General features: G+C 65.8%; 24 protein-coding genes. 12 read left to right on the top strand and 12 right to left on the bottom strand.

The features are described 5' to 3' along the window. From IBX18_RS39265 to IBX18_RS39205, 12 genes are all read left to right on the top strand, one after another. Nucleotides 1-630: a hypothetical protein gene (locus IBX18_RS39265; RefSeq protein ID WP_194838479.1), complete on the top strand. Its 630-nt coding sequence runs from the start codon at nt 1-3 to the stop codon at nt 628-630. Further along, nucleotides 627-1,433: a hypothetical protein gene (locus tag IBX18_RS39260; protein WP_194838478.1), complete on the top strand. Its 807-nt coding sequence runs from the start codon at nt 627-629 to the stop codon at nt 1,431-1,433. Before IBX18_RS39265 ends, IBX18_RS39260 begins: the two co-directional genes overlap by 4 nt. Further along, nucleotides 1,421-3,022 (top strand): hypothetical protein, encoded by a 1,602-nt coding sequence (locus IBX18_RS39255; RefSeq protein WP_194838477.1) that lies wholly within the window; start codon nt 1,421-1,423, stop codon nt 3,020-3,022. The genes IBX18_RS39260 and IBX18_RS39255 overlap by 13 nt, the downstream gene beginning before the upstream one ends. After that, entirely contained in the window at nt 3,019-4,503 is a 1,485-nt protein-coding gene (locus IBX18_RS39250; protein WP_194838476.1) for an SCO6880 family protein, read from the top strand. The genes IBX18_RS39255 and IBX18_RS39250 overlap by 4 nt, the downstream gene beginning before the upstream one ends. A gap of 12 nt (nt 4,504-4,515) precedes the next feature. Next, entirely contained in the window at nt 4,516-6,195 is a 1,680-nt protein-coding gene (locus tag IBX18_RS39245; protein WP_228542502.1) for an ATP/GTP-binding protein, read from the top strand. After that, nucleotides 6,192-6,671, top strand: a complete 480-nt coding sequence (locus tag IBX18_RS39240; protein WP_194838475.1) for a hypothetical protein — start codon at nt 6,192-6,194, stop codon at nt 6,669-6,671. Before IBX18_RS39245 ends, IBX18_RS39240 begins: the two co-directional genes overlap by 4 nt. A 217-nt stretch (nt 6,672-6,888) precedes the next feature. Next, nucleotides 6,889-7,770 (top strand): hypothetical protein, encoded by an 882-nt coding sequence (locus IBX18_RS39235; protein ID WP_194838474.1) that lies wholly within the window; start codon nt 6,889-6,891, stop codon nt 7,768-7,770. A 68-nt stretch (nt 7,771-7,838) separates the two neighbouring features. Further along, nucleotides 7,839-9,521, top strand: coding sequence for a M23 family metallopeptidase (locus IBX18_RS43315; protein WP_306796601.1), 1,683 nt, complete (start codon nt 7,839-7,841; stop codon nt 9,519-9,521). Then, nucleotides 9,518-10,078 carry a hypothetical protein gene (locus IBX18_RS39225; RefSeq protein WP_194838473.1) on the top strand — a complete coding sequence of 187 codons (561 nt, stop codon included), beginning with the start codon at nt 9,518-9,520 and terminating at the stop codon, nt 10,076-10,078. The genes IBX18_RS43315 and IBX18_RS39225 overlap by 4 nt, the downstream gene beginning before the upstream one ends. Further along, nucleotides 10,075-11,916 (top strand): type IV secretory system conjugative DNA transfer family protein, encoded by a 1,842-nt coding sequence (locus tag IBX18_RS39220; protein ID WP_194838472.1) that lies wholly within the window; start codon nt 10,075-10,077, stop codon nt 11,914-11,916. The genes IBX18_RS39225 and IBX18_RS39220 overlap by 4 nt, the downstream gene beginning before the upstream one ends. Then, complete coding sequence (locus tag IBX18_RS42630) at nt 11,913-12,749, top strand: DUF4913 domain-containing protein (RefSeq protein WP_306796600.1); 837 nt, start codon at nt 11,913-11,915, stop codon at nt 12,747-12,749. Before IBX18_RS39220 ends, IBX18_RS42630 begins: the two co-directional genes overlap by 4 nt. A 504-nt stretch (nt 12,750-13,253) precedes the next feature. Then, complete coding sequence (locus IBX18_RS39205; RefSeq protein WP_373889270.1) at nt 13,254-14,102, top strand: helix-turn-helix domain-containing protein; 849 nt, start codon at nt 13,254-13,256, stop codon at nt 14,100-14,102. Between the two features lie 71 nt (nt 14,103-14,173). Here IBX18_RS39205 and IBX18_RS39200 read toward each other — a convergent pair whose 3' ends face one another. The 12 genes from IBX18_RS39200 to IBX18_RS39150 form a co-directional block, all read right to left on the bottom strand. Further along, entirely contained in the window at nt 14,174-14,731 is a 558-nt protein-coding gene (locus IBX18_RS39200; protein WP_194838470.1) for a hypothetical protein, read from the bottom strand. A gap of 130 nt (nt 14,732-14,861) precedes the next feature. Further along, on the bottom strand, nt 14,862-15,800 hold the full coding sequence (locus IBX18_RS39195; RefSeq protein ID WP_194838469.1) for a hypothetical protein: 939 nt from the start codon (nt 15,798-15,800) through the stop codon (nt 14,862-14,864). A 229-nt stretch (nt 15,801-16,029) separates the two neighbouring features. Next, the gene (locus IBX18_RS39190) at nt 16,030-16,695 is read right to left on the bottom strand and encodes a hypothetical protein (protein ID WP_194838468.1); all 666 of its coding nucleotides are present in this window, start codon (nt 16,693-16,695) and stop codon (nt 16,030-16,032) included. Nucleotides 16,696-17,120: 425 nt separating this feature from the next. Continuing rightward, nucleotides 17,121-17,948, bottom strand: coding sequence for a hypothetical protein (locus IBX18_RS39185; protein ID WP_194838467.1), 828 nt, complete (start codon nt 17,946-17,948; stop codon nt 17,121-17,123). A gap of 261 nt (nt 17,949-18,209) precedes the next feature. After that, entirely contained in the window at nt 18,210-18,560 is a 351-nt protein-coding gene (locus IBX18_RS39180; protein WP_194838466.1) for a hypothetical protein, read from the bottom strand. Between the two features lie 225 nt (nt 18,561-18,785). Beyond that, nucleotides 18,786-19,046 carry a hypothetical protein gene (locus IBX18_RS39175; RefSeq protein ID WP_194838465.1) on the bottom strand — a complete coding sequence of 87 codons (261 nt, stop codon included), beginning with the start codon at nt 19,044-19,046 and terminating at the stop codon, nt 18,786-18,788. Next, on the bottom strand, nt 19,039-19,356 hold the full coding sequence (locus tag IBX18_RS39170; RefSeq protein ID WP_194838464.1) for a hypothetical protein: 318 nt from the start codon (nt 19,354-19,356) through the stop codon (nt 19,039-19,041). Before IBX18_RS39170 ends, IBX18_RS39175 begins: the two co-directional genes overlap by 8 nt. A 163-nt stretch (nt 19,357-19,519) precedes the next feature. Further along, nucleotides 19,520-20,350 (bottom strand): hypothetical protein, encoded by an 831-nt coding sequence (locus tag IBX18_RS39165; protein WP_194838463.1) that lies wholly within the window; start codon nt 20,348-20,350, stop codon nt 19,520-19,522. A gap of 120 nt (nt 20,351-20,470) precedes the next feature. After that, nucleotides 20,471-21,283, bottom strand: coding sequence for a hypothetical protein (locus tag IBX18_RS39160; RefSeq protein WP_194838462.1), 813 nt, complete (start codon nt 21,281-21,283; stop codon nt 20,471-20,473). A 211-nt stretch (nt 21,284-21,494) separates the two neighbouring features. Next, the gene (locus tag IBX18_RS39155) at nt 21,495-21,893 is read right to left on the bottom strand and encodes a hypothetical protein (RefSeq protein WP_194838461.1); all 399 of its coding nucleotides are present in this window, start codon (nt 21,891-21,893) and stop codon (nt 21,495-21,497) included. Between the two features lie 46 nt (nt 21,894-21,939). Continuing rightward, nucleotides 21,940-22,071 (bottom strand): hypothetical protein, encoded by a 132-nt coding sequence (locus tag IBX18_RS42945; RefSeq protein WP_255528290.1) that lies wholly within the window; start codon nt 22,069-22,071, stop codon nt 21,940-21,942. A 310-nt stretch (nt 22,072-22,381) separates the two neighbouring features. Next, complete coding sequence (locus IBX18_RS39150; protein ID WP_194838460.1) at nt 22,382-22,636, bottom strand: hypothetical protein; 255 nt, start codon at nt 22,634-22,636, stop codon at nt 22,382-22,384. Between the last annotated feature and the right edge of the window lie 14 nt (nt 22,637-22,650).

The following is a 22,650-nucleotide window of genomic DNA, read 5'->3' as shown; positions in this document are numbered from 1 at the left end:
ATGCGCACAGTTCGCTGGCACGCCGTGGTCGTCGCGGTGCTCACGCTTGCTCTGGCCGCCGGGTGCGGACGCCCCAGCACTGAGCCCGAGCCACCGCGCACACCGCCACCGGTCGACCTCACCTCCGTGCCGGCGGCGCTGACATGGGAAACCTACCGCGGCGTGCGCCTGCCTCGCTCACCGGTCGACGGCCCCAAAAACGTTGCGGCCGTGACCAACGGCTACTCCCACACACCGCAGGGCGCGGTGCTGGCCGCTATCCGCGGGCAGGCGTATCTGATCCTGGCCAGCGACAACGAATGGGGTCGAGTCGTGGCCACCCTCACCGCACCAGGTCCGGGCCGCGACGAGTTCGCCGCCCACCGCGCCGCACTCTCGGTCACCGGGCCGGTGCCGCCGGGACAAGGACCGTCGTTCACCGGGTTCAAAGTCACCCACTATCGCACCGACCCACCCACCGCCGCCGTTCACATCAGCATGCAAATCGGCACTCCAGTACGCACATTCGCCTATCCGGTCGCTCTGCAATGGATCGGTGACTGGCGCATCGTGCTGCCCACCGCGGCCGACGCCGTCGACGCGATCGAACTGCACAGCCTCGACGGCTACACCCGCCTGGAGGACAAATGAACCGGGTATGGAAGGTGAGCCTGGCCGTGGCGATCATCCTCGCCGCGGGCATCGCAACGACGCTCATCCTCGGCGGCGGGCAGCGCCCACACCCGGCTCCCTCGACGACACCGAGCAGCGCACCAGCCCCCGCGACCCCGCCCACCGGTGCGGGATTCGCCGACCCGACCACCGACCGGCTCGGCCGCAAGATCACGATCCCGAACAACCCCGCCGGGCAGATCCTGGCCCAACGCGAACCCGGGCCCCGCACCGAATGCGGTCCAGGACAAGCGGTTTCCTCACCGGAGTCGGTCATGATCCAACGCAGCTACGGCATGCCGATCCTGATGTCGGCCACCGATGGACCCACCCGCCTCGACAACACCACCCTGCTCGGTTACCGGCGCAGCCCCCAAGGCGCGGCACTGGCGGGATGGAACGCCATCGCCCGCACCTTCGCCGCAGAGCCCGCTGTCGTGATCGAAGCACTGGGCAAGCTGGCGATCCTCGCCCCCGAAAAACAAGCCGCGCTTACCGGTCAGCCCACGCACCCCACGCCCGAGGCGGACCGCTATCGGCGACTTTTCGCCGCGCCAGACGCCTTCCGGATCCTGAGCTGCGACGACACCTTCGCCGCTGTGGAGCTGGCCGTACAGATTCCGCCCGAACCCGCCAGCAAGCCCGCGCGCCAGTGGGCCGGTATACGAGTCAACCTCGTGTGGCGCGGCGACTGGTTGGTCCAGACCAGCCAAGACCCCCGCAGTCTCGGCTCGGGCCAGAAGTATCCGAACCTCGAAGGGTGGACGCCATGGGCGTTCTGAAACGACTGCTGCTCGTCCTCACCCTCGCCACCACGCTCCTCGCTGCCGCCACCGCAGTAGCGGCAGCGCAACCGCGACCCGACGTCACCCCACCCAATCCTGGTGCCTCGCTGAACCTTCCCGCGCCCAGCACCGATGGCAACAACGGCTTCCAAACCGACCGAAACCAATGCCAGGACACGATCAAGACCGGCAACGACATCGTCGACGGCATCATCGACGTCGTCACCGGCGGCGCCGGGATCGCCATATGCACCGGCGCGGCGGCGGTGCTCAACCCCGGCGATGCCGTCACCACCGGCGCGTCCGCGGTGGGGTCGCTGTTCTGGGGAGATCCGGTCGGCAAATTCACTCGCGCGGTGATGGAAGGCTCCACCACAGCCTTCTCCACGCTGATGACGTTCTGGATGCGCGCCCCTATCCCATCGCTGACCGGTACTGCGGACCTGAGCGGAGGACAGGTCACCAGCGAGCTGTCGGCCTCGGCGACAGGCATGAAAAACATCACCTGGGAACTGCAGCTGTTCGCCTTGGCTCTCGGCGTCGGTGTCGGCGGCATCCGCATCGCCGTCGCACGCCGCCACGCGGTCGCCGATGGCGCCGACGAGACCGCAAAAATGTTGCTACGCACCGTGTTCGCGATCTGGACCCTGCCGGTGCTGGTGATCGTCCTCCATCAAGTCGGTGACAGCTTCTCGATGTGGGTGATCCAACAATCCGCCGGAGAAGACCTCAACGCGAAGATCAACGCCATCACCTGGATCAACGAACAGACCGGAATGGGCCCGGTGGTGTCGTTGGCGCTGGCCGGTATCGCGCTGATCGGCTCGCTCGCCCAGCTGGTGGCACTGCTGATCCGCGAGGCCGTACTCGCCCTCGCGGTGGGCCTCTCACCGATCGCCGCCGCCTCCTCGGTGACCGGCACCGGACGCCAAACCTGGTCCACGATGATCAGCTACACGGTCGCGGCGTTGCTGTTCAAACCCGCCGCCTCCCTGGTGTATGCCTTCGCGTTCTGGTCCGCGACGTCCAACACCGCCGCCGACGCGGTCGTAGGCGCGGTACTGCTGGCCGTCGCCGGACTGTCGTTACCGACGCTGCTGCGCGTTATCGCGCCGACGGTGTCGACGATCTCCGCAGGCGGCGGCCAAGCCGCCGCCTTCGCAGCCGGAGGCGGCGCGGCGGCCGGGGGCGCGGCAATGGTCAGCAAAGCCGCCGGCGGCGGAATAAGTTCACTGGCGAACAAAGCCAGTAGCGGTAGCGCCTCGCCGAGCACCCCGGCGGCCTCGGGCGCAGCGCCACCCACCTCAGCAGGGCGCTCCTCCGGTGGTCGATCCGGCGGCGGGGGAACCGCCGGTGCGGCAACCGGTGGCGGGGCAGCCAGGACAGGCGCGTCCAGTGCAGGCGCGTCGGGCGGGCGTCTGGCATCAGCCGGGCGTGCGACCGCAGGCTCGGCAGGTGCGGCGTTGTCCGGCGTGGGTGTGGCGCTGGCGGGCACCGCAGCCGTCGCCCGCGCCGCCGGGCGCGGGTTCTCTGGAGTCTCATCATTCGCCGAGGGCGCGATCAACAACGGCCAGGTGCCCCGATGACCGAAACCCTCATGGATCGACCGCTCTACGCCTCAGGTGTCCACCCCCAGCGCACCGGATTCTTCGGTCTGTCACTACGCGCCAGCATGTACGGCGGCGCGGCGATGGTCGCGAGCCTGTTCACGCTGATGACCGCTGGACTGCTGCCCGCCCTCGCGCTGGCGTCGCTGTCGTTTCTGATCCTGGCGCCGATGGTGATCACCTTCGGGCGCCGCTCTCTCTATGAGGTGATGCAGTTGAGAATTCAGTGGTGGTCCCGGCGCGCCCGCGGTTCAACGGTGTACCGGTCCGGGCCACACTCACGCGTACCCGGTGGCCGCTATCGGCTGCCCGGAATCCTGGCCTCGACCACGCTGCACCACGGCATCGACCGACTGGGCAACGACTTCGGGCTGATCCATCGACGCCGAGGTGACGAATACACCGTCATCCTCGAATGCTGGCCGGGAGGCGATGAGGCCCACACCGCCCGCGAGCGCGACCTGATGACCGCGGACTGGGGTGGCTACCTCGCCGGTCTGGGCCTCCCCGGGGACATCGCCGCCGCAGCGGTGGTGGTGGAGAACATCCCCGCGACCGGGTTGCGCCTGGCGCACGAGGTGACACGGATGATCGAGACGTCACGGTCACCGATCGCCTCACAGGTGATGATGGAATCGGCACAGACTTTCCCCGCAGGCAAAGTCCAGCAGCTCGCACGCCTGTCCGTCACGTTCAAAGCCACCACCCGCGCGCACCGTACCGATCCCGAGGAGATGGCCGCCGAGCTGGCCCGCCGGCTGCCCGCCCTCTACGAGGATCTTATCGGCTCCGGAGTGGAAGCCACCCCGATGGCGCCCGAGCAGATCGTCGAGTTCGTCCACCGCAGCTACAACCCCTCAGCCGAAATTGACCTCGAAGAACTCGACGTCCTCGACCAAGACCACGGCCTGGACTGGGAAGACGCCGGACCCGCCGCAGCGGTGCCCCGATGGGATCACTACCGCCACGACGGGGTCACCTCAGTGGTCTGGGAAATGGCCGCACCACCCGAAAGCGTATTCACGGACGAAGTCCTCAAACCGCTTCTCGCGCCCCATGATGCGCTCGAACGCAAAAGGGTGACCCTGTTCTACCGCCCCTTCAGCGCAGGTGACGGAGCCAAAACGGTCGACCGCGAGTACAAGGACAGCCTCGTGGCCCTGCAACAGGGCAAAGGCGTCAAAAGCGCCAAAGCCGAACTACGGCTACAGGCCACCGAGCAGGCACGCAACGAACAAGTCCGCGGCGCAGGGCTTCTCCGATACTCGCTGCTGGTGACGGTCACCTGCCGCGACAGCGTCCCCACCGCGGCAGCGATCACCCAATCCCTTTCCGCGCGTGCACGTCTCAAGCTGCGCCGTGCCTACGGCGAACAGGACGCGGCCTTCGCCGCATCACTCGGTGTCGGGGTGCTGCTCCCGGATCACTCGACCATGCCCTCGATCATGGCGAACGCCTAGCAGGTGCCCATCATGACGACGACGTTCAACGACGAGGTGCTGGCCCAGTTGGCCGCCGACATCGACGCCGGCCTCGCGACCGAACCCACTCAGTTCTCCGGGCGCGGCCGCGCACTGGCGAAATGGCGCCGCAACCACCAGCTTCGGACACAAGACACCACCGATACCGTCGAACCCCAATGGGGTGTGCGCCCCTACACGCTGAGCCCACGGGGATACCGCGGTCCCGGCGGCGGAGCGATGGACACAGTGCTGCCACCGCTGGAGTGGCAGGCCACCACCATGCACGCCTGCGGCCTCTCACCGTGGGTGGTCGGTGCGGCCGCCCCACTGGTCGGAACACCGGTCGGTGCCCACCAAGCGACGGGCGAACCCGCCTGCGTGGATGTGCTGGCCTGGTTCGCCGCCGGGCTCATCGCCAACCCCTCGGCGTTCGTGCTCAGCTTGCCGGGGCTCGGGAAATCGACGCTGATCCGCAAAATGGTCCTCGGGGCAGTCGCCCAGGGGCAAGTCCCGATCATCGCCGGTGATATGAAACCGGAGTACGTCGCCATCACCGAAGCCGTTGGCGGGCAGGTCATCACACTCGGCCACGGGCGCGGCACCATCAACCCCCTCGCTGCTGGCTCGTTGGGTGCGACGATCCCCGTGCTGGAAGCTCACCGTGACCAGCTCGAAGCAAACGGTCAGCTGAGCCTGATCGCCGAGACCCAGGAATTGGTGCACTCGCGCCAAGTCACGATGTGCGCGGCACTGATCGAACTCATCCGCCAGGCCACCGTCGCCGACTTCGAATACGCGCTGATCTCAGCAGGCCTGCGGGAGCTGCGTGACGGCGGCAAATTCTCCTTCGCGAACCCACCGTTGGTCCGACACCTGGCAGACCAGATCACCGCTGGATCACCCCGGCTCAAACGCGTCGCCGCAGCCGACGACGACAACGAATACGCAGAAACAGTCCGGCCGCTACGCCGCTCACTGGAAGCCCTGCTCGACGGACCGCTCGGCGCCATCTTCGCCGACCACACCAGCACCACACTGGATTTGGACGCGACCGCGATCTGCATCGACGTCAGTGGCCTAACCCGCGGCGACAAAAAACTGAAGGCAGCGGTGATGCTGGCCTGCTGGAGCGACGCCTACGGCAGCATGGAAGCCGCACACTTACTCGCCGCCGCCGGGCTGGCCAAACAACGATACTTCCTGGCCGTTCTCGACGAACTCTGGCAAGTCCTCGGTGCCGGCGCGGGCATGGTCAACCGGATCGACGAGCTCACCAGGCTCAACCGCACCGACGGCACCGGCCTGCTGATGATCACCCACACCGGCCGCGATCTGGAATCACTACCCAGCGCGATCGACGTGCAAATCGCCAAAGGCTTTATCGAACGCTCCGGAATGGTCATCACCGGCGGCCTACCGGCAGGGGAGCTGAAACGCCTCGAAGACGTGCTGCAATTCTCCAGCGCCGAGCAAGAACTCATCACCAGCTGGTCGCGTGGAGCACCACTACGCCGCCAACGCCGCCGCGCCCGCCAAAAACCCATGGGCATCGGCAAATTCATGATCAAAATCAGCAAAGACGGTGCGCCCGGAATCCCGATCCAAACCCTACTCACCGACACCGAGCAGGCACTGGCATTGCACGACACCAACTCACGCTTCGCCGACTTGATAGCGCAGGCCACATGAGTCCGACAATCAACAGCAGCCTCGGGCGAGGACGAAAGAAGAGAGCGACGACAATGTATCACCGCCGCCTGACCTATCTGGTGTTGACACGGTATCCCAAAATCTGCGGTCTCACAATCGCGGTCGCGGCAGTGCCGCTGGTGGCAAGCCTCGATCTTGCCCGTCCCCCAGTGATTCGATCCGCACTGCTGTTCTTGATCAGTGGTCTGATTTTTTACTCGATCCCGCGCCCGATCCGTCGCGAGATATTGCGCCGCGCCGCCGACGATTTCGCTGCCGCCATTCGGCGTAAGAGCACCGCCTATCTGCGCAGCGCAATCCGGCGAGGACCGCTTCCGGTAACTGACTGTAACGATCTGCCACGTCTGCGCTGGACGACGGTGCTGGTAGCGGTCACCGCGGGAGCCGGATTCACCTGTTGGTTGTCGGGTGTGCTCTATCTGGCGGCTGCGGCCGGTCAGACATTCAACCATTGACATCGAGTGCAGGAAGGATCACACCTCCATGGAATTGGCGCACCTACCACCAAAAGTGCACGACCCATTAGACCCTGATTCTGATTCGTCGATGAGAAATCCCAGGAACAGCGGCAGCAATCCAACCACAGAACGACCCCAGCGCCACGCGATGAAGAACCCTTTGCCGACCGCCATCGCCGAACGTGGACCGGCACAGGACCGTGAGGGGTAAGCCGTGAGACTGTTCGAACGGATCAACCGCCGCGGTGTCACCTTGCGCCCGATGGCAAAGCCACACGATCGGCCGCTGACCTTTCACGACGTGCGCCAGGCAGTACGCCGCAGCGTGCGTGTCATCGCCGACGACTGCGCAGCGTGGTGCGCCGAAGCACCCGAGCAATGGCGATCGACACCGAGCCACAACCCCCTCGACAAGGTCGGACCGTTGAGGCTGCCCTTCGATTCGATGTGGATCGAGTGGGTCTACCCGAAATCACCACACAGCGATGGCACGAATTTCGCTGCCTGGGTCACCGCCGACGACCCGCAGCCATACGAGCACGCACCCCCCGGAACGGTTCAGATCGTCAACTCCGTGCTCTTCACCGGACAAAAGTCTGCTGTGCGCTATTCGCCGGTAGAAGTCACCATGGCGGTCGACGCCCACGGCACCTGCATCGGCCTGGATTCATTCGGCGCATACGACAGCGCCTACACCGACTACACATTCGGTGCCTTGATACCGCAAATCGCCGCGATCGGCTTCATGAATTGCCGCAATGTCGAGGTCGCCGACTCCGGTGAATCCGAGCGAGTCCGGCAACCCGGAAAGCGCACCAAACACTCCGCCCAGCGACTCGAGCCGCTGCGACATCACACCATCGTCCTACCGACACGAGGACACCTTCGGACGATAGCTTCAGCGCAGGCCGTCAGCGGCGGACCGGCCGCCCTGCACAAGGTCAGAGGGCATTTCAAGACCTACCGTCCCGACGCACCACTGTTGGGCCGTCACATCGGCACCTACTGGTGGCACGACGCGGTGCGCGGTCTGCGCGAGCAGGGTGTCATCGAAGCCAGCTACCGGGTAGGTCCCAGCGAGCGGGCCGCCCGATGACCTATTCACCGATCGCAGATGAGAAGCGCAGTGCGATAACCGAACTGCCGGTTAGTGAAGCCGCGTAGATGTCCAGCCGCATAGGTGCAGTCGCGACCGCTGTGACGGTGGTGTTGGTGACGGTGTTCCTGGTCGTGCTCGCCGACGACAATCCCGATCCGGGGCGATCGTGCGTTCCCGACTCCAAGTCCGCCGCCAGTGTCGCGCAGGGAGTTCCAGCCGGAAGGCTCTCGCGGCCGATGCGCAGCGCAGACGCTGCGTTGACGTCGGGGTTTCAAACTCCCGATCGGCCCGGCCATCAAGGCGTCGACCTCGCCGGTGCTGTCGGTGCGCCGATCTTCGCGATGGCCGACGGCGTCGTCACCGCCGCCGGGCCCGCGTCGGGGTTCGGCGACTGGATCGTCATCGACCACAATCTCGATGGCCAGCCGTACTCGACGGTGTACGGGCACATGTTCGAGACCGGCATTCACGTCGCGGTCGGCCAGCAGATCAAAGCCGGGGACTACATCGCCGACGAGGGCTACAACGGTGAAGTCGACCCGCCGGGCCCGCAGGGTGCCCATCTGCACTTCGAGGTCTGGCAGGGGCAACGGCTTGCCGGAGGCACCCCCATCGACCCAGCACCGTGGATCGACCGTGCCGCAGAACCAGGCACGAGCAGTCCTGAATCCGCCGCCGCCACTGGCGCTTCCGCCGTTCCTGGACCGGCCTCCGCTCACGCCGAGGTACTTCCGGTGGCCAGCGCCGACCCTGAACTGGCACCGCTGCCGGGGTCGGTCGGCTCAGAGGAGCATCTGCAAATCGACGCGATCCGCGTCGCCCGGGCAGTTGCACACCGCTTCCCGGAGGTCACGACCATTGGCGGCTGGCGACCCAGTGACCCCATCAGCCAGGACCACCCAAGCGGGGTCGCGGTCGATGTCATGATCCCTGACTACTCCAGCGCCGCCGGCCGACAACTCGGCGACAGTATCCGCGACTACCTCTGGGCCAACCGCGAACAACTCAACCTGGTCTACCTGATCTGGCGTCAGCAATACATACCTGTCGACGGGCAGCCCGAACCGATGGAGGACCGCGGCGACACCACGGCGAATCACTTCGACCATGTCCACATCACCACCGAAGGCCACGGCCACCCCGCACCGGGCCAAACCTACGGCGGCGCACCACAATCGGGCCCCGAGGCCCCGTCCGCGCCGAGCCGCGACTGCACCACCGAAGCCCCCGGGCGAGGTGAAGACCTTCACAGCGACATGGTCACCACCGCACCGCCAGAGTTCCGCAAATGGCTGGTGCTCTCGGCGCGGCAATGCCGCGAGCTGAGCCCAACGTTGCTGGACGCGCAGCTGCAGCAGGAAGAAGCCGGATACCGTCCGGGCCAAACCAGTCCCATGGGCGCCCGGGGATACGCGCAGTTCATGCCCGCCACCTGGGATGAGTTCGGATACTCCGTCGATGACAACGGCCAACGCGTCGGCCCCGCAGGAGCGGGAGACCCCAACAACATCGGCGACGCGGTCATGGCCCAAGGCGCCTACAACTGCTGGCTCGCTGACAAACTGCGACCGCAAATCGCCGCCGGAGAGGTTGTCGGCGACCCCATCGATCTGATGCTCGCCGCTTACAACGCTGGCCCCGACGAGGTCACGAAGTACCGGGGGATCCCGCCGTTTTCCGAGACCCAGCTCTACGTCAGCGAGATCAAGGCTCGCGTACAGAAGATGGAGGCACAGACCAACCGATGAGTACTTCGACAAAGAGACGGCCGGTGATCATCACCGTCGCCGTGGCTGCCGCGATGATCAGCTGCGTCCTCCTTATCCAATGCGAGACCAACCCGACCAGCACGAGTAGCAGCACCGACAGCCACGCCCACATCGATCCACTCGACCCGGTCGGGGCCAGCCCAGAGGCGGTGGCGATCAACGCAATCACCATCATCCACAGCTGGCGCCCAAGCCACGACAATGCCCCATGGCAGGCACTGCACCGAGCAACCGCACTCCTCACCCACCCAATCGTGCAGGCCGCCTCAACCCCACCGAACCCCCCGCCACGCCCGATACCCGAGTGGGACGGCTGGGCCCGCAGCCGCGATCAACTCAGCGCCGCAGTCACCATCCTCGAACCCGCCACACTCACCGGCGCCACAGCCACCGTGCCAGTGCGCCTGGCACAGATCGTGCTCCACCCCGACGGCTTGACGACGCCATGGCGTACAACAACTCTGCGCGTCGAACTAGCCAGAGACGGTGACATCTGGCGCGTCGGGAGCTACACCACCGTCGCGGTGTCGCGATGACCGCCCGCACCAACCGGCCCACACCGGTGCGCGCGGAACTGTTCGCCGCCGGTGGCTTGATCGTGTGCGCCCTGATGGGCACGATGATCCTGGCCGCCTACCGCCTCGGCGGCGGTAGAGATCCGTCCTGGAACCCCGCCGTACTCGCCGAACTCGCTGCCGGACACCGGCACTGGCCCGCGACCGCGACCGCGATCATCGTCGTCGAGCTCATTCTGCTCACCGCCGCCGCATGCTCAGCGGCCCATCTGCTGGCCCGGCGCGGAAAATCCCACGGCACGACCCGACGCCCGATCGACGCCGCCGCCAAGACCATGACCGATCCCGCCACCCTCGATCTCTTCGACGAGAAATGGTCATTGGCCGAAACCCGACGACTCGCACCAGGAATCCCCGCCGACCACCCCGCCGCCCGCGGAGTGCTGATGGGACGAACCATACGCGGGGACCGCCCGGCGCACCTTCCCTGGGAATGGGTCACCGTCGCCATCGCGGGCACCAGAATGGGCAAAACCGCCGCTCTGGCCATTCCTGCGGTGATCACCGCGCCCGGGCCGTGCGTGGCGACCAGCAACAAACCCGACCTGTACACCCACACATGGCTGCCGCGCAAAGAAGTGGGCAGCCTGTGGCTGTTCGACCTGCAAGGCGTCACCACCGGCGAGCGCGGGGAAGCGTCGTTCTGGTGGAATCCCCTCGCCCCGGTCGCGGATCTACCTGCGGCCAAGAAAGCCGCTTCCTACTTCGTCGGCGCGGAGAAAGAGGACGGCGCCAAGGTCGACGCCTACTTCGACGGGTCCGCCCAAGATCTGCTGGCGGCCTACATGTTCGCCGCAGCGCTGGCCGGCGGCGATCTGATTCATGCCGTCGAGTGGATGGCCAACGAACAGTCCGCGGTCCCCGCCGCAGTGCTCCGCGCACGCGGTGAGCACGCGGTGGCCAGGATGCTGACCAGCAAACAGAACGTCACCGAGAGGCAACGGGACGGCTTCTACGACATGGCGCGACGATTCTTGGAATCCCTTGACGCGCAACGGTATGCCAAAGCGATCTTGCCCAACCGGCGCATCACCATCGGCGTCGCCGCCGACGGCACGATCACCACCGGGCCCGGTGACTGGGTCCATTCCCTGCCGGAATTCGACCCCGCTGCCTTTGCCGTCTCCACCGACACCCTGTATGCCCTGTCCCGAGAAGGACCGGACTCGGCGGCGGCGTTGACCACCGCCCTGGTCGGGCAGGTCCTCGACCAAGCCGAAGCCGCCGGAGCCCGCACCGGCACCGGACGCTTGGACATCCCGATGATCGCTGTCCTGGACGAAGCCGCCAACGTATGTAAATTGCAGTCTCTGCCAGATCAATACTCCCACTTCGGTTCCCGCGGCATCATCCCCATCACGATCCTGCAATCACCGTCGCAAGGGCGAAATGTTTGGGGCCAAACACGATTCCAGGTCATGCTCGATGCCGCGTCCTGCGTCTGGTACGGCGGCAACATCGATGACAAGGAATTCCTCACCAGCCTCAGCGAGCTGATCGATGACCACTGGGTGCGCAACGACCAAACATCGAGCCCCACAGGCCTTCTCGCCACCGGCCAAAGCAGTCGAAGCACCTCCTGGCAGCCCGAACGAATCCTCAAGCTCTCCGCCCTGGCCGCCCTCACCAGCGACCGCGCCATCCTGCGCCTGCCCGGATCCAAACCACTGCTACTGCGCAAAACCTATTGGCAGGACGGCGAATTCGCCGACATCATCCGTCGCTCCGCCCGGACCAAACCGTCCCACACCACCACCGGCGGACCGGCACTCCTCGACAAGCAAGGACCACGCCCGTGACCGATCCTGATCACCTCCCGTTCAACGGCCTCGCCGGCGCCGTCGACGAACCGGCCCAACAGCCACCCGGACCGCGCTACGCCACGGTGTGGGAATGGGTTGAGGACTGGTTCGTCCTTCGCATTCGCCGCCGCATGAATCCCGCCGTAGGCAAAGGGCTGTCCTGGGATCCGGCGTGGTGGCGCTACCCCGAGGTCGTGGCACGCTTACTCGCCTTGCATGCGGCGTGGGAAGAGGCCTCGGCCGCGGACGCCGCGGCCTCTGCCTCGGCGATGTCGACCTGGTGGCTCAGCCACCTCGAACCGCACCTGCGGGTCATCTTCGACAGCGACTCCGGCCCGATGTCGCTGGCCGCACCAGATGATCCCTTACATGATCGCTTCGCCGGTCATCCGCCACTGTCCACTGTGCCGGTTCCCGACGAGGTCAAACAGGACTATGACCAGCATCCCAACCGGGCCTTGGAAGCGTTGGAGCCGATGTTCCCCACCGTGTGGGATTGGGTGGAGGGCTGGTTCGTCAAAGTCATCCGCCGGCGCATCCAGACCGGCAAGGGGCTGTCCTGGGATCCGGCGTGGTGGCGCTACCCCGAAGTCGTCGCCCGCTTTCAGGCATTGCACGCTGCGTGGGAGTTCGCCTGCGCCAGCGAATCTCCGTCGGCATGGTCGGTGTGGTGGGTCAGCCACCTCGACTCGCACCTGCGGGTCATCTTCGACGGCGAAACCGGCCCGATGTCGCTGGCTGGCTCGGATTCCACCTTCACCGGGCACACGCCACTGGGATCAGTCGCGTTACCCGACGCCGTCAAACAACAACTCGCTCCCAAAGGTTGAAACCCCTCGCGTCCGATCCGTCGCAGTGATCCGCGCCGCGTCGCCGGGTCAGAAAGAGACGCACAACGGGACGTCGCAAAGAAGGTATCCGCAACCGATACTTAATGCAGCGGGTCATTCGAATTTACGGCTCGGCATTCGCCGGAAATGCCCGACCGGGCGGAGTCGGAAATTAAATCATTGCCGCAGCGTCATGCGGCATTGCGTCATGCGGCGGGTCGGGTAGCGGTGACCCAGTGTGAAGGGTGCGGCCGTTCCTCGGTGCGCGGAAGATCCACTGGCACAACCAGTAAAACCTATGACCGAAGCGTGATCCTAGTTGCACCCTGTGTGCTATGCCGTAGGAAAACCGGCAGGCGGTAACCATGAATTGCACCAATTGTGTCAGCATCAGTAATTGACACTTATTCAAACCCGGCGAAGAGTGATACTCACAGAAGGCAACACCGCCAGCTCGGCTCGAAGTTGTCAAGAGGTGAGAGCACACGAACGGGGGTGTGAAACGTGCAGACATTATCGCGCAAGGGTGCAGTGTCACCGATATCAGGACCCGATCCTGATTCCAGCGCCCAGATCGACCTTTCCACGCTGGCAGTGAGACCCTCGGTCGGCGCAACGCTACGACAACGTCGTCTGAAGATGGCCCGCAGACAGACTGACATCGCCGCCGAACTACACGTCACCCCCCAAGCCCTGCACCTCTACGAGACCGCCCAGCGCCCCACCCCGCCGCAGATGGTGCCGCGTTGGTGCGCAGTCGTCGAAGTGCCGATCTGGCAGCGCCCCACGCTGATCGCCATGGCCAAAGACGAGATCTGCCACGTCAACAACGTCACCGTCGAAACCTGGCCACCTCCGCTGACCGAACTCGAGCGCACCCGCATCGACGTCCTGAACGTGCCGGCCTGGTACCTGGCCGCTCCCGCCTTCGACATCCTGCACGCGAATCCGGTGGCCGAAGCGACATTCCCCTGGGCGATGGCACCGGTGGGCCGATGCCGTCCGACGAACCTGCTCGAGCAGATGTTGCTCGATCAGCGGGCTCGCGAGTCGATCGCCAACTGGGAGACGATCAGCCACGCCATGGTGTCCACCTTCCGCCTCTTCAGTCCAGGCGTGGTCCCCGTGGAGCGGATCACTCAAATCGTGCAGTCCTGCAGTGCCCACCCGAAGTTCGCTCGTATGTGGAACACCGACGTTGATGACAGGCGTGAGCGGCTGGTCGCTCGTCACCCGCACGACCCCGATACCTATTGGACCTCGAGCGCCTACCACGAGGCCGCTGCCTCAGCAGGGCTCGATCAGGGAACACATGAGTTGCTGATGCTGACTCCCTCGATCACACGGATCTGAAGATCGAGCGCAGAGAAGAGGGTCGGTCGATCGGCGAGGCGGCTTGCTGCCCGGGCACGCGCGCATTGAGCTCAGTCGGTGTCGGTTTTGCCGGTGGCTGCGGCCAATTCAGCGGCTGCTTCCTCGGCTGCTTCCCTGGCCGCATCGGCCGCAATCGCGGCGTCGGCGGCTGCTTGTGCGGCGGCCTGCGCGGCGCTGATCAAGTGCGCCTGGTTCGCGACCGCGATGGCCTGTTCCTGAGACTGTTTTTTCGCCGTCTCGAGGGCCGCGCGACGGAGGTGACGTGCGTAGATCTTCACCATCTCCTGAATTGCAGCCTCTTGCTGAGGACCTGGCCCGGTTGCGAGATCGTCGACCTTGGCAAGCAGCTCTGGCACCGCGGAATAGGGCATGCCGTTCTTGAGGAGCAGGGAGGTGAGGTTCTCATACACCTCCTGTTTGACTGCACTGTTGGCGATGCCGTGGGTTTTGCTGATCGTGTGGAGGGTATCGAGCAGTGCATCGCGACCAGGTTTGCCGGGCTCGTTGTATTTCCACAGCCTGAAGTTGATCTGGGAGTTTTTCGGGTTCTTGTCGGTGTCCTCGTCCATTGCGCCGTTGCCCGATTCGCTTGCCTTGTCGTCGTTCACACTGATCATCCTCGCACTCTCGCATGTTCGCATGCGAACATGGTGCGCAAACGCCGGTGTTGTGTATCTCCATCGCGCTTGCGTTGCCCACATTCATGAGCGTCTGACTGCACGTGCGCCGCACGCGCGGTCACCGAGTGTTCCTCGGGCCGCAGTCGGCTTGGAACGGGTAGCACGCAGGTGGCGGTGTGTAGGCGCTGGGAGATGGTCTCACCGACGGTGATGAGGGACCAGGCGGAACCGACGGTGCGTCACGATTTTCGCCTGGTCCGACAGGGGGCGACGGATCGGAGGCATCCCTGCCAGCAGCCGCGACCCACAGAGCTCCAGCGAACAGGCCGACGATGATCGCGCCAACGACGATCCGGCCCCGTCCCAGCTCCGCCGGTGGGGTCGGTGTCGGCTGGCTGATCACCGGCGAGAACGAGGCGAGAGCGACGTGTGCCTGCGGACTGATGACCGCGGGGAGTTCCAAGCCAGCAGACGGCGCGGGATCTGCGGATATGACGGCACGGTCAACGGCGAATTCGTCGAGCGGCTCGTCGGACTCCTCGATGCGCTGCCGTTCATCATCGTTGACGAGCACATCTGTAGAGGATTCCCCCCGTCTCGACTGCTCGGGTGGTGCCGAGCTATCGCCGGGTATCGGCGCCGGTCGCGCCATCGAGGGTGCGACGGAGCCGGTCGGCTGTTCGTCGGCGGGGTCGATGGTCGTCGTGCTCACGGGATCGGCCTGGAACATGGCGTGGTCAGTGACGATAAATGGCTTCAACGTCGCCAAGAACGCTTCGAACGACGGAAGAGGTATCAGCGCGATGCTCATACCCGCTGCGCGGGCAGGATCGTGGCAGATCAGATACGACGTGGCCGCGACCACGGTGTGCCGGTCATCGGGCAGGACTTCTGCCCGTACCAACGCATCGAGGGCATCTTTACCCCACGGCGCCAAGCCGTCGTTGTCGCGAACGCGCTTGTCGCGGACCCACCGGATGATGAACGCTGCGACAGGCTCGGTGATCGCGGGCAGCCGTGCCTGCTGCTCGGACAGCCCGCGCGTCACCGTATCCACGACCTGCTTCGTGGCTTTGTGGCTCGCTCGCCAGTGAGACCGGCGCTCCTCGTTCATGGTCATGACCGGACCAACCCCGGGCAGGTCAAGTACCCACAGCTCACTTGAAATAGGAGCCGTGCTCGCCCGTGTGGTCGTTTTGGTCATCGCCTCGTGGTCTTCTCGCGGGATAGTCGAATGCCACCCCGGAACTCGGAAGCACGAAGGGTGATGTTAGCATGTTAGCACGCTAACATCCGTTGGTTCGTTGTGGAGCCGCCGACGCGGTATCGGCAGCCGCGGTGGGGAATCGATCGAGGGCCTCGGTGAGTGCGGGGTGGGCGCCGTGGTGCCGGCGTGCGGCCCGCGTGAGCAGAGCGCGGATCTGCTCATCGCCTGCGCCGGTGATCGCTAAACGGGCGAGATCGACGAAGTCCTGGGCCAGGGGATCGAGGGGTTTGGTTTCGGCCCAGAAGACCTCGAGCCACAGAGCTTCACACTGGCCGCGCTGGACCGGATGAATGATCGGGAGAGGTTTGGCGAAGTATTCAGCGTCGTCGTCGGCGACCATGCCGTACCCGACGTGAGCAGCGATGCGACGTTTGGTCTTCGGATTGATCCCGGCGCTGCGCCCGACAATGAATGCGTCATAGATGGGTTTGGCGGTGGCGGCAAGATTGTCTTGATCGCGGACCCGCCGGGTCGCGGGCCGATAGTGCAGCTGCACGGTCAGGTGCCCGACGCCCAGCGGAAGCTTCGCGCGTTTGAGTAGCCAAAACACCGTTTCACGAATGTGTTTGGTCTTGTGCGCTTTGGCTTGGACTGCGCCGATGCTGGCGCCGCGATGGTTCAGGCTGAGCAGGTCGGATGCGGTGAAGGGCAGCTGCAGGGTGGCGTGCCCGCGGTCGGGATTCACCGTGCGCCTCGATCGCCAGTTTGAAGGCAACGGGCGTGTGGTCGCTGTGGGTCGCAGTGGGTGTTGTTGAACACAGGGCCTCGTTCCTGGGTGTGACAGGCCGTGAAGGATTGGTGGGCTATGGACGGTCGCGCTCAGCGTCGGCAAGTAGTTGGGCTAGCAGATCGAGGTCGGCGACGGTGGCGTAGCGCTGAGGACTGGTGACCTGGGCGACGCAGTCGGGGTAGTCCACCGCGTCGACTCGCCGGGTGTGCAGAGGACGGTGGGGGAGGTGAGCGCGACGAGGCGAAGGTGCCCGCCGGAGGGAATGACACTGAGGATCGCGGCGGTGCTCAGGATGAAGATGGCCACGGCGATCCCGGACGCCATGGGACTTCGTCCGGAGAGGTGGCCGGCAGGGGTGCTGGAACGTGAGATGAGCGTGGTCATGGCGTCGGTGTGTTCCTGCTCGTGTGGTGGGGAGGTTGTTGGGTAGAACGGTGTGTCGCGTGGAGTCGGTCATGCGGCATCCCCACCCCGCGACCGTGCTCAGGGATCGCCGCGAGGCCGGTGAGCGCCCCACACCGGGACAGCACGGTTCGGTCGTGCACATCAACCACGACGTCTGCCATTTCATCGAGCACGTACACCCGTGCTCGACCAGTGGGCAGGGTCGGCCGGGGCCGGTCCACCGGCGCTGGGCGCGGCACATCCTCTGAACTGGTTGAGGCAGGCGCAGTTTCGGCGCCCCGCTTGGTATGGCGAGTGTCGTGCAGGTGCTGGGCCTGGCACAGCGAGCGGCGCTCGACATCGGTGAGGTCGGCGTCGCCGGTCGCGGCGGTGGTGAACTCACCCATGAGCGCGGGCGCCAAACGCCAGGCGGCGGTCAGGTCGACGAGGTAGTGCCACTCCGTGGCGTGAGAACTGCTCTGCCAGCGGGCGCGAATGGCGTTGGCGCGATGGATCAGCTGTTCGCGTTCGTAGTCGTTGTCCGCGTACGCGAAATGATCCTGAGCCCAGGCCCAAAAGGCGAAGTCGGCCCGCATCTGCTCTTCTCGCGAGCTCATAGCCGCACTCACGCCCGCCACAGGGCGCGCGATGAAACCTGGCTCGTGCCGGTGCCCGGTCGTTGTCATCAGGACCGCCTCGGCGTTGCAGTCGGCGTCTTCGTGGCCGGAGTCTTGCTCGGCGGTGGAGGTGTGGCCCTGGCCGGTGTGGCCCTGGCCGGGCTCGACTTCGGGACCTTCTTGCTGTCGTTGGTTTCGGGCTCCCATTCGTAATCGTCCTCACCGTTTTCGCAGTGGCTTTTGTCCGCTCGCCGTTCGGGTGTCGCCGGGTCGTCGACGTCGTACTCGCAATAGGGCGCGGGTGGAGCGGGTGTGTTGCACGAGCTGAGGCCGAGCGGAGCCGTGGCCAAGACCGCTGCGGTCAACAACACGACTACACGGCTGCGTCGGCGGGAAAAATGTTGTGGCATAAGAGCGTTCCTTTACATATAGGCAGGTATCTCGGTTGGTTCGTGGATGCGTCGGCGGTTATTCGGGGGTCAGGTCGGGCCGCGGTATCCAGGCGGAGATGAAGCGGGACATGACCACGGCATCGGGAGTAAGTCCGCGCAGTTTCTGGGTGCGCAACAGGTGAGCGGCGTTGTCGCGTGCTTGGCGCAGGGTGTTGGTCTCACGTTGGCGGGGGGACTGATGGGGTGCGCTGAACTGGTAGCCGTAGCCGATGGTGACGGCGGGGTTCCCGCCGAGCAGTGCCCTGGCGGGTGGCGTCGAGTTCGGCTTGCAGACAGGCGATCCGGCTGCCGAGCACGCATACCTGGCAGCTTCCGCACTGGCTGTCGCATGCGGGTGTGCGCATATCTTCCAGGCCGCCCGGATCAAGACCAGGTGTGAGCTGCGTGGGCCTTGGCTGGGTTTCGTGTTCCCGGAGGAACGAGATGAGGTCTTTGATGCGGACCCAGGAGCCGACGGCGGTGGTGAGGGGGAACGGTGCTTGTGGTGAGCCGTCTACAGGGCTAGTGAGCCATTCACGGATGGCTTGTGCCAGCGGGGTTGTCAGTGGCTGGTTCCACCAGGCGATGTCAGGGTTGTGCGCGTCACTGTCGGTCACGGTGTCCGCCACCGCTCTTCGGCGACGCAGCCTGCGATCTCGCGCACGTCGCCGGGATGTGCTGATGTAGTGAGGCTCGCGAGGGGGCGGTGACGCGCGGGGTGGTGGGTGGCGTCAACTTCGTCAGGCTGGTTCTGCTCGACGACGATCCGTGGTGCTTGGCTGGTGTGGTCGCCGACTGCGACGGCGCGCAGCGTCCGGGAATCCTCGTGCGGTGCAGGACAGAACAGGCCCTCGGGGACGGTGGGCTCAGGCATCGTCGTGTCCTCGTGGGGTGCTGTCGGGCGCTTGTCCGTCGCGTTGTCGACGTGGGTTGTGGCGGCCTCGTTTGCGGGTGGGGGGACGCCGCCGCGGGCTGGCGGCGGGGCTGTGATGGCCTTCGGTGGTGCCGAGGTGGGCGGCGCGGAGCAGGCCGGCGGTGTGGGCGTGGAATGCAGCGGCGGTGGTGCCGCATGCGGTCGCATCGGCGGTCTTCAGGGCGTCGCGCAGGGCGGTGGCGATGGCGATGTATGCGGTGAGCTCGGTGATGAGTTCGGTGCGCAGATCTCGCGGGTCGGTTGTGGTCATGCCGGGGTCACCAACGCGGCCGGGTCAGGTATTCGATCGAGACCAGGAAGGCCGGTGCGATCACACATTCGGAGCTGGTGGTGGGGTTCGACGGTGGCGGCGGAGGTGAGCGAATACATGTGCTGGTTCTTTCGGAGATGGTGCGGTGGTGGCGGGGTCGGCTTCAGTGAGCAGCGGCGGCGGGTTCGGTCGGGTCGGAGCCGGTGACCGGGGTGGTGGTGTAGATCCGGATGCGGTGGCGGTAGCCGGATTTGCCCGTCTTGTCCCAGGCCGGAGCGGCGGGGTCATCTGCGCTGACGCGCTGGACGTGATCGAATTTGGGCAGATCGTCGGGGTGGACGTGGATGGTGATCTGCCGGTCCTGACCGAGGATTCCGAATCCGTCGTTGTCGGCGGGCAGGTCGAAATACAGGACCGGATACGGATCGGGATCGGTGGGGCGGGGGTCGACCAGGATCGCGGGTGTGGCGGCACCGGCGGCGGCCAGCACGGCTTGCTGCTTGGTGATGATCGCGGCCAGGTCGGCGCGTTCGCGGTAGCCCTCCTCGAGGCGGGCGGGGGTAAAGCTGTTCAAAAACCCCAGCGTCAGTGCGCGCAAGTCGGGCTCATCGAGGGCGCTAAGAATGCGATACATTCCGGCCAGCGCGCCTTCGAAGCTGGTGCAAGCCTCGCGCCAACTCGCGGCACCGGGGAGGGGATGCGGCAGGTGCGAGCACAGGTCGGCACAGGCGCTGCTGAGCTGGCCGAGGAGGGTGTCGAGCTTTGCCACAGCGACGGTGCGGACGATCTGCTCGGCGGTCTCGGTGCCGTGAGCGGTCTGCATGTACTGCAATTGCGCGCCGAGCCCGTCGTTGTTGACCTCGGAGGCGTGGTCACTGGCGAGGTCATGCACGACTTCGTAGAAGTCGGCGTTATCCAGGTCGCATTCTTCGGCCAAGGTCAGCAGCTGTGCGAGCTGACCGGTATCGGTGTCGGTGGTTGTGTCAGTGGTCACGGGCTGGGTCCTCGTTTCAGTGAAGCGTGTTATGCGGCAACGGAATTCAGAAGCGGATATCGGTGGCGTCGACTAGCAGCGTGCGACCTTCTCGATCGAACGTTGTTGTACGCCTGAGAGTTAGAACGGCGGCTCGTCGAACTCGCCAGTCCACCCACGCTCTTGGCTGGGTGCGGTGAGGTCGCGGTAGGCGGTGGGGTCGCGCAAGGCGGCGAGGTCACCGGTATCGGCGCGGGCGTTGGCGAGCAGCCACGTGCGGACGCGGTGCAGAGTCCGGAACAGGTGTTCGGGGTAGGGGTTGTCGTGGTAGTCGTCTGCTTCGGTGTTCAGTCCCCACCGCACGATTCCGGCGAGGTCTTCGGCGATGTTTTCGGGCAGGTGTGCCAGGTGCAGGGGTAGAGACAGCAACGGCGGCAGCAGTGTGGCCGCCGCGCTGCCGTAGCAGGTCACGGCGTGGGCGAGGCGCGCCCGATCCAGCGGGTGAAGTCCGCTGGTGTGCTCGTGGTCCTGGTAGCGGCGCTCGACTTCGGCTGTGAGGGCCGCGACCTGGTCATTCCAGGTGGCTGCGTCGGTGTAGTCGCGCTGCTCGGCGGGCACGGTCAGGGCGTGATCGCGGTTGATTCGGGCGTGAACGAGGGCGGCGAGGAGACCGGCGACGTCGAAGTCTTCGAGCCGCCGGGGCGCGTCAGGCAACAGTGCGGGAGAGTACTTGGCGCGCGCCAGCGCGCGGCGGCTGGCGGCCTCGCGCGTAGCGTGGGTGCCAGCGGCAGCGATCTCCGCGAGCAGAATGTCGTATTCGGCACGCTCACAGGCGTTTAGAGCCGCACGCTGGCGACGCGCGGGCAGGCTGGTGCGGCGGTACAGGGCCTGCGCGCCAGCGACGGCGGTGGCCGCGCCCTTGGACGCGAGAGCACAAAGGTGGATCGAGATCATCAGGGCAGGGCTCTTTCGGTGAATGGGAGCTCGAAGCGGGGACGCCGGTAGTTCACCGGTATCAATGTTGGACGCGATTGCGGCCGGTCCGGGTACCGCTGGCGTGGGTGGCGGCCGATTACAAAGCGGGGTGCCTGTGCCGTGGCGTACCGGGCCTCCGGGAAGGAAACGTCACCGTGACGATCGTCGTGGCCATGGGCAAAGTTCGGGGTCAACGGTTGACGAAGGTGACGGTGATCTTGACGCTGTGCCTCGAGGAGAGCCCGAACCAGGTCTGGGTGGTGCCGCGGGCGCTGACGGTGTAGGCGCGCGAGCGGCCCAGGATGACAACGCGGATGTGAGGTTCGGCGCTGACGCGTTCGGTGTCGGCGGTTTCTCTGCGGATGGCTCCTTCAGCGTCGGTGGAGTCGACGGTGAAGAAGTCCCACGGCCCCGACGGCTGTGCTCTGGCGGTGCCCTTCTCGGACCACACGTGAAGGCATACTTGCTCTTTGGCGTTGCCGGTGCAGTGCGTGAGGTCATCGCTGGAGGGCTGGGCGGCGGCGTGGCCGGGAAGCACCAGTGCGGCAGTGACGAGAGTGGCGATCATGGTCGCGGATCGGGCACACATCACGGGTCTCCAGGAAGTGGGGGTGGGGTGTTGCTAGGTGGTGTTTTCAGCGCCGACGCGCTCGCGGATCAATGCCGATCCGGGCGCGGGCGGGGCGGCGGTCGGTGGTGTAGGCAGTGGCGATGACGCCGACGGTGAGGGTCGCGGCGACGGCGCTGGCGGCGATGAAAGCGATCATGCAGTGCTCCTTGAGATAGCGATATCGGTTGTGTGCCAGGCCAAATGGCTGCGGTGGGCATTGCGGCGCGAGAGAGCGGGGGACTGATCCCTCGCGCCGCCGCCCCTCACGACGACATGGCGGGGGGAGGTGCCGTCGCGGGTCTTGGCGCGCATCGCGGTCTCGCGTGCTGTAACTGGCGTATTGCGTTGCGCGACAACGGGAGCGGATCGCGGTCGTGAAGTGGTGGTGTGCGGTGACGTGGAAGGTTGTGCGCGTCCCACGTCACCGCAGTCTGGTTGCCGCCGGGGGGCGGCCGGTGGCGAGCGGCTCAGGCGCGCAGCATGTTCCGGACGAGCTCGCAGGTCGTTTCGGAGGGCTCTTTGATGTCGGCTTTGATCGCAGTGGCGACAATGCGCCGGTCGTGGGCTCGGCTGGGGGTGTAGATGCCCGCGTCATGCAGGGCAATGACAATGCGCGCCGCTTTGCGCCTGCGTGCGACCTTGCGATACCAGCGCTTGGATTTCCCGCGAGGCAGCCGCACTCGTTCAGTGGGTGCAGCGGGGGCGGGGTTGGTGACGGTCACGGCAGATCTCCGAT

It is taken from the genome of Nocardia sp. XZ_19_369 (genome assembly GCF_015355715.1).
In the GTDB taxonomy this organism is placed as follows: Bacteria; Actinomycetota; Actinomycetes; order Mycobacteriales; family Mycobacteriaceae; genus Nocardia.
The sequence above is the reverse complement of the archived record's forward strand: the minus strand, read 5'-3'. Positions and strand labels throughout refer to the sequence as shown.

Excerpts from the sequence above, each read along its gene's own strand:
- IBX18_RS43315 (WP_306796601.1), top strand. The coding sequence starts at position 7,839 with ATGTCCAGCCGCATAGGTGCAGTCGCGACCGCTGTGACGGTGGTGTTG.
- IBX18_RS39220 (WP_194838472.1), top strand. The coding sequence starts at position 10,075 with ATGACCGCCCGCACCAACCGGCCCACACCGGTGCGCGCGGAACTGTTC.
- IBX18_RS39255 (WP_194838477.1), top strand. The coding sequence starts at position 1,421 with ATGGGCGTTCTGAAACGACTGCTGCTCGTCCTCACCCTCGCCACCACG.
- IBX18_RS39260 (WP_194838478.1), top strand. The coding sequence starts at position 627 with ATGAACCGGGTATGGAAGGTGAGCCTGGCCGTGGCGATCATCCTCGCC.
- IBX18_RS39155 (WP_194838461.1), bottom strand. The coding sequence starts at position 21,893 with ATGTGTGCCCGATCCGCGACCATGATCGCCACTCTCGTCACTGCCGCA.
- IBX18_RS39250 (WP_194838476.1), top strand. The coding sequence starts at position 3,019 with ATGACCGAAACCCTCATGGATCGACCGCTCTACGCCTCAGGTGTCCAC.
- IBX18_RS39265 (WP_194838479.1), top strand. The coding sequence starts at position 1 with ATGCGCACAGTTCGCTGGCACGCCGTGGTCGTCGCGGTGCTCACGCTT.
- IBX18_RS39160 (WP_194838462.1), bottom strand. The coding sequence starts at position 21,283 with ATGATCTCGATCCACCTTTGTGCTCTCGCGTCCAAGGGCGCGGCCACC.
- IBX18_RS39245 (WP_228542502.1), top strand. The coding sequence starts at position 4,516 with ATGACGACGACGTTCAACGACGAGGTGCTGGCCCAGTTGGCCGCCGAC.
- IBX18_RS39175 (WP_194838465.1), bottom strand. The coding sequence starts at position 19,046 with ATGCCTGAGCCCACCGTCCCCGAGGGCCTGTTCTGTCCTGCACCGCAC.
- IBX18_RS42945 (WP_255528290.1), bottom strand. The coding sequence starts at position 22,071 with ATGATCGCTTTCATCGCCGCCAGCGCCGTCGCCGCGACCCTCACCGTC.
- IBX18_RS39170 (WP_194838464.1), bottom strand. The coding sequence starts at position 19,356 with ATGACCACAACCGACCCGCGAGATCTGCGCACCGAACTCATCACCGAG.
- IBX18_RS39225 (WP_194838473.1), top strand. The coding sequence starts at position 9,518 with ATGAGTACTTCGACAAAGAGACGGCCGGTGATCATCACCGTCGCCGTG.
- IBX18_RS39185 (WP_194838467.1), bottom strand. The coding sequence starts at position 17,948 with ATGGGAGCCCGAAACCAACGACAGCAAGAAGGTCCCGAAGTCGAGCCC.
- IBX18_RS39240 (WP_194838475.1), top strand. The coding sequence starts at position 6,192 with ATGAGTCCGACAATCAACAGCAGCCTCGGGCGAGGACGAAAGAAGAGA.